The organism is Pseudomonas sp. NPDC088885 (genome assembly GCF_044750025.1).
GTDB lineage: Bacteria > Pseudomonadota > Gammaproteobacteria > Pseudomonadales > Pseudomonadaceae > Aquipseudomonas > Aquipseudomonas rustica.
In genome coordinates, this window is sequence record NZ_JBIVJB010000131.1 from 1 (window position 1) to 4,797 (window position 4,797).

At 59.0% G+C, this 4,797-nt stretch carries 4 protein-coding genes and 1 pseudogene; all 5 read right to left on the reverse strand.

Annotation, left to right across the window (positions count from 1 at the left end; all coding sequences use genetic code 11):
• Positions 1-35: 35 nt before the first annotated feature.
• Positions 36-1,325, reverse strand: coding sequence for a histidine--tRNA ligase (gene hisS, locus ACIP1X_RS26310; protein ID WP_400755741.1), 1,290 nt, complete (start codon positions 1,323-1,325; stop codon positions 36-38).
• A 37-nt stretch (positions 1,326-1,362) separates the two neighbouring features.
• Positions 1,363-2,472 carry a flavodoxin-dependent (E)-4-hydroxy-3-methylbut-2-enyl-diphosphate synthase gene (gene ispG / locus ACIP1X_RS26315; RefSeq protein WP_400755742.1) on the reverse strand — a complete coding sequence of 370 codons (1,110 nt, stop codon included), beginning with the start codon at positions 2,470-2,472 and terminating at the stop codon, positions 1,363-1,365.
• 3 nt (positions 2,473-2,475) lie between these two features.
• Entirely contained in the window at positions 2,476-3,510 is a 1,035-nt protein-coding gene (locus ACIP1X_RS26320; RefSeq protein ID WP_400755743.1) for a RodZ domain-containing protein, read from the reverse strand.
• Positions 3,510-4,268 (reverse strand): type IV pilus biogenesis/stability protein PilW, encoded by a 759-nt coding sequence (gene pilW, locus ACIP1X_RS26325; RefSeq protein ID WP_400755744.1) that lies wholly within the window; start codon positions 4,266-4,268, stop codon positions 3,510-3,512. Before pilW ends, ACIP1X_RS26320 begins: the two co-directional genes overlap by 1 nt.
• A 12-nt stretch (positions 4,269-4,280) precedes the next feature.
• Positions 4,281-4,797 (reverse strand): annotated as a pseudogene (locus tag ACIP1X_RS26330) (23S rRNA (adenine(2503)-C(2))-methyltransferase RlmN); the annotation flags it as partial.

A 4,797-nucleotide genomic window follows, 5' to 3' on the forward strand; every position in this document is an offset into this window, starting at 1 on the left:
CCTCATTAATCGATAAATCGGCTTTTTTTAAAGCTTCAACCCTGCACGACGCAGGTGGCAAGGTGAGGGCCTTGCGCAACCCAGGCAATGTTTTGTTGTTCGCCCTGACCACGCAGGGGTTTGAAACCTACCACTTGCTGGGCCATTTCGTCGTCACCGAGGATCAGTGCGTACAGCGCACCGCTCTTGTCGGCTTTCTTGAACTGGCTTTTGAAGCTGCCGGCGCCGGCATTGAGTTGCAGGCGCAGGTTTGGAAGTTGATCGCGAACCCGTTCAGCCAGGGCCAGACCGGCCAGCTCGGCTTCTTCGCCGAATGCGCACAGATAGACATCAACCTGACGGGAGATTTCTTCCGGGATCTGCTCCAGCGTTTCGAGCATCAACACCAGACGCTCGATGCCCATGGCGAAACCAACGCCGGTGGTCGGCTTGCCGCCCATTTGCTCGACCAGACCGTCGTAACGACCGCCCGCGCAAACAGTGCCCTGGGCGCCGAGCTTGTCGGTGACCCATTCGAAAACGGTTTTGCTGTAGTAATCGAGGCCACGCACCAGCTTCGGATTGAGCACGTACGGAATGCCGACGGCATCCAGACGCGATTTCAGACCTTCGAAGTGTGCACGGGACTCTTCATCGAGGTAGTCGGCCATCTTCGGCGCATCGACCAGCACCGCTTGAGTGTCGGCATTTTTCGTGTCGAGCACGCGCAGCGGGTTGGTTTTCAGACGACGCTGACTGTCTTCGTCGAGCTTGTCGTGGTGCGCCGAGAGATACTCGACCAGCGCTTCACGATAACGGCCACGGGACTCGCTGGTGCCGAGGCTATTGAGTTCAAGTTTGACCGCATCACGGATACCCAGCTCGCCCCACAGGCGCCAGGTCATGATGATCAGCTCGGCGTCGATGTCCGGACCGTCGAGGTTGAACACCTCCAGACCGATCTGGTGGAACTGACGATAACGGCCTTTCTGCGGACGCTCGTGGCGGAACATCGGGCCGATGTACCAGAGTTTCTGCACCTGGCCACCGCCGGTGATGCCGTGCTCAAGCACCGCACGCACGCATGCCGCAGTGCCTTCCGGACGCAGGGTCAGGGAGTCGCCGTTGCGGTCTTCGAAGGTGTACATCTCTTTTTCGACGATGTCGGTCACTTCACCGATCGAGCGCTTGAACAGCTCGGTGAACTCGACGATCGGCATGCGGATCTGCTTGTAACCGTAGTTATCCAGCAGACGCGCAACGGTGCCCTCTAAATAACGCCACAGGGGAGTCTGTTCGGGCAGGATGTCGTTCATGCCACGAATGGCTTGCAATGACTTGCTCACTTTAAATCCTTAAATTCGTTCGGCTCTTCAGTCAGGGTCAGCCGCGCGCAATTACGGCAGCGTCAGCTTCGACCTTTTCGGCCGCTTTCTGGCGGATCAGCCTTTCCAGCTCGTCCACCAGATTGTCATTCGTCAGTTTCTGCGCCGGCTTGCCGTCGATGTAAATCAGGTTTGGCGTGCCGCCGGTCAAGCCGATATGGGCTTCCTTGGCTTCGCCGGGGCCGTTGACCACACAACCGATTACTGCGACATCCAGCGGCACCAGCAGGTCTTCAAGGCGCCCTTCCAGCTCGTTCATGGTTTTCACCACATCGAAGTTCTGCCGCGAGCAACTCGGGCAGGCGATGAAGTTGATGCAACGGTAAAGAAGATGCAAAGACTTGAGAATGTCGTAACCGACCTTCACTTCCTCGACCGGATCGGCCGCCAGCGAGATGCGGATAGTATCGCCAATCCCTTCGGCGAGCAGCATACCTAGGCCCACGGCGGATTTCACTGTGCCCGAACGCAATCCACCGGCTTCGGTGATGCCCAGGTGCAGCGGCTGGACGATTTCTTTCGCCAGCAAGCGGTAGGCTTCGACGGCCATAAATACGTCGGAGGCCTTCACGCTGACCTTGAAGTCTTGGAAATTCAGGCGTTCGAGGTGTTCAACGTGGCGCAGAGCAGACTCAACCAGCGCGGCTGGGGTCGGCTCGCCGTATTTCTTTTGCAGGTCTTTTTCCAGCGAGCCGGCGTTGACGCCGATGCGGATCGGGATCCCGCGATCACGCGCGGCATCGACCACAGCACGAACACGGTCTTCGCGACCGATGTTGCCCGGGTTGATGCGCAGGCAATCAACGCCCAATTCGGCTACGCGCAGAGCGATCTTGTAGTCGAAGTGGATGTCGGCAACCAACGGCACTTTGACCAGTTGTTTGATCTTGCCGAACGCCTCGGCGGCGTCCATGTCCGGTACCGATACGCGGACGATGTCGACGCCGGCGGCTTCCAGACGATTGATTTGCGCAACAGTGGCGGCAACGTCATTGGTGTCGCTGTTGGTCATGCTCTGCACAGCGATCGGCGCATCGCCGCCCACCGGTACGTTGCCGACCCAGATCTTGCGCGAAACGCGACGTTTGATTGGAGATTCGCCGTGCATGACTTATTGACCCAACTTCAGGCGAGCAGTCTCGCCACTGGTGAACGGAGCGACATCGACCGGCTGGCCGTTGTAGCTGACCTGCGCGCCGCGAGCGTAGCCCAGGCGGACGGCAAACGGTGGCTTGCCGGCAACGGCGAGGCTGTCGCCCTTACGCTTGAGACCACTGAACAACACTTTGCCGCTGCCATCGGTGACTTGCGTCCAGCAATCGGCAACGAACTGCATTGAAACCTGACCTTCGCCAGCCACTGGTGCCACTGGAGCCACGTTCGGGGCGATCGGTGCAGTCGTGGTTGGTGCTGGTGTGGCAGGCACAGCCGGAGCAGGTGTTGCCGGGGTGGCAACCACTGGCGCTGGCGTGTGAACCGGCGCAGTCGGCGCAACCGCTGGAGCGGTCGGCGTTGCTGGCGCAGTCGATGTCGCAGGAGCAGCGGCTTCGGCTCCGGTGGATTCCGCGGTGGTTTCCGATTGCGGCAGCGCCAGAGCGGTCGCGCCCTCGGCCTGACCTTCGGCGACCGCCTGGTCTTCCGGCTCGTCGATCGGGTGAATCTGCGTGGTGCCGTCGGCGCCTTCGACTTCAACGTGTTCCGGCGTCAGGCTGGTGAAGTCCTTGGTACGCAGCGAGGTCTGATCCTGCCACCAGACGAAACCACCGCCGATGACCGCGATCAGCAACAACAGGCTGACGATGCGCAAAATAGTGTGGGAAACCCGCACAGGCTCTTCGATACGGCCCAAGGCGTGAACGTTGCTGCCTTGGGAGTCGGTGCCGGTGGACTGGTCGAACTGCTGAACCAGAACGGTCTGATCCATGCCGAGCAATTTGGCATACGCGCGAATGTAACCGCGAGCAAAGGTATGCCCCGGCAGCTTGTCGAAAGCACCGGCTTCAAGATTGCCCAGAGACGTCACGGTGAGGTTGAGCTTGAGGGCCACTTCGGCCAGCGACCAGCCATTGCTTTCGCGGGCCTGGCGCAGGGTCTCACCGGGGTTAACGCGATTCGCTGCTACAACTTCGGGATGCGCCGCTTTCATCATTGCTCCGACAGGTATTGCTGATATTCCGGCGTACCGGGATAGAGTCGTTTTAATTGCAGGCCATAACTGGCGGCCTTGTCGCGATCTTCAAACACTTTTGCCAGCCGAACGCCGAGCAATAGACTACGTGCATTTTGTTCGGTCAGCAGGCTGAAACGGTCGTAATAGTCACGCGCGGGCACATAATGCCTGTCTTCGAAGGACAACTCAGCCATTTCCAGCAATGCGCGCGGTTGTTGACGGTTCAGCCGCAAGGCTTTTTCCAGTTGCTGCTGCGCGACATCACGCTGACCGAGTTTCGACGCCGTCATGCCGAGGTTCTCGAACACACGCGAGCGCTCAGGATACAGGGTATCGGCGGCCGCCTGTTCAAAACGCTCGTAGGCTTCTTTATAACGCTGTTCTTCGTAGAGAAAACTGCCGTAGTTGTTGAGGATACGGGCATCGGCGGGACGCGAGGACAAGGCCTTGCGGAAATGCTCGTCGGCCAGTGCAGGCTCCATTTCGGCTTGAAACACCAAACCGAGCGCGGCATTGGCGTCTGGATCCGAACTGTCGAGTTCCAGCGCCTTCTTCAACGGCACCTTCGCCCGCTCGGTCATGCCTTGTTGCAAGTATCCCAGTCCCAACTGCACGTACGCAGCCCGCGCTTCATCGCGGCCCTTGCTGGTCTTCATCGGGTTGTAGTCACCCGACAGGACACAACCAGCACACAGGCTGGCCAACAGCAACAGCAGCGCAAAGCGCAGGGACATAGAGATCCTCTCTTAGTTAGTGTTCGCGGCGTTCTGTGCCAGATCGCTGTCGGCGTTCAACTCACGCACGGCGATATAACGTTCGCTGCGACGGGTGCGATCCAGCACCTGCCCTACCAATTGACCACATGCGGCGTCGATGTCTTCACCACGGGTGGTGCGAACAGTGACGTTGAAACCGGCCTGATGCAACTGATCCTGGAAACGACGAATCGCGTTGTTGCTCGGACGCTCGTACCCGGAATGCGGGAACGGGTTGAACGGAATCAGGTTGATCTTGCACGGAATGTTTTTCAGCAGCTCGACCATCTCAACGGCGTGTTCAACCTTGTCGTTGATGTCTTTGAGCAAGGTGTACTCGATGGTCAGCACACGTTTTTCGCCCAGGGACGACATGTAGCGCTGGCACGACTCGAGCAGCATCTTAAGCGGATATTTCTTGTTGATCGGCACCAATTGGTTACGCAATGCGTCATTCGGTGCGTGCAGGGACAACGCAGGGAGACGTCGATGTGCTTGGCCAGCTCAT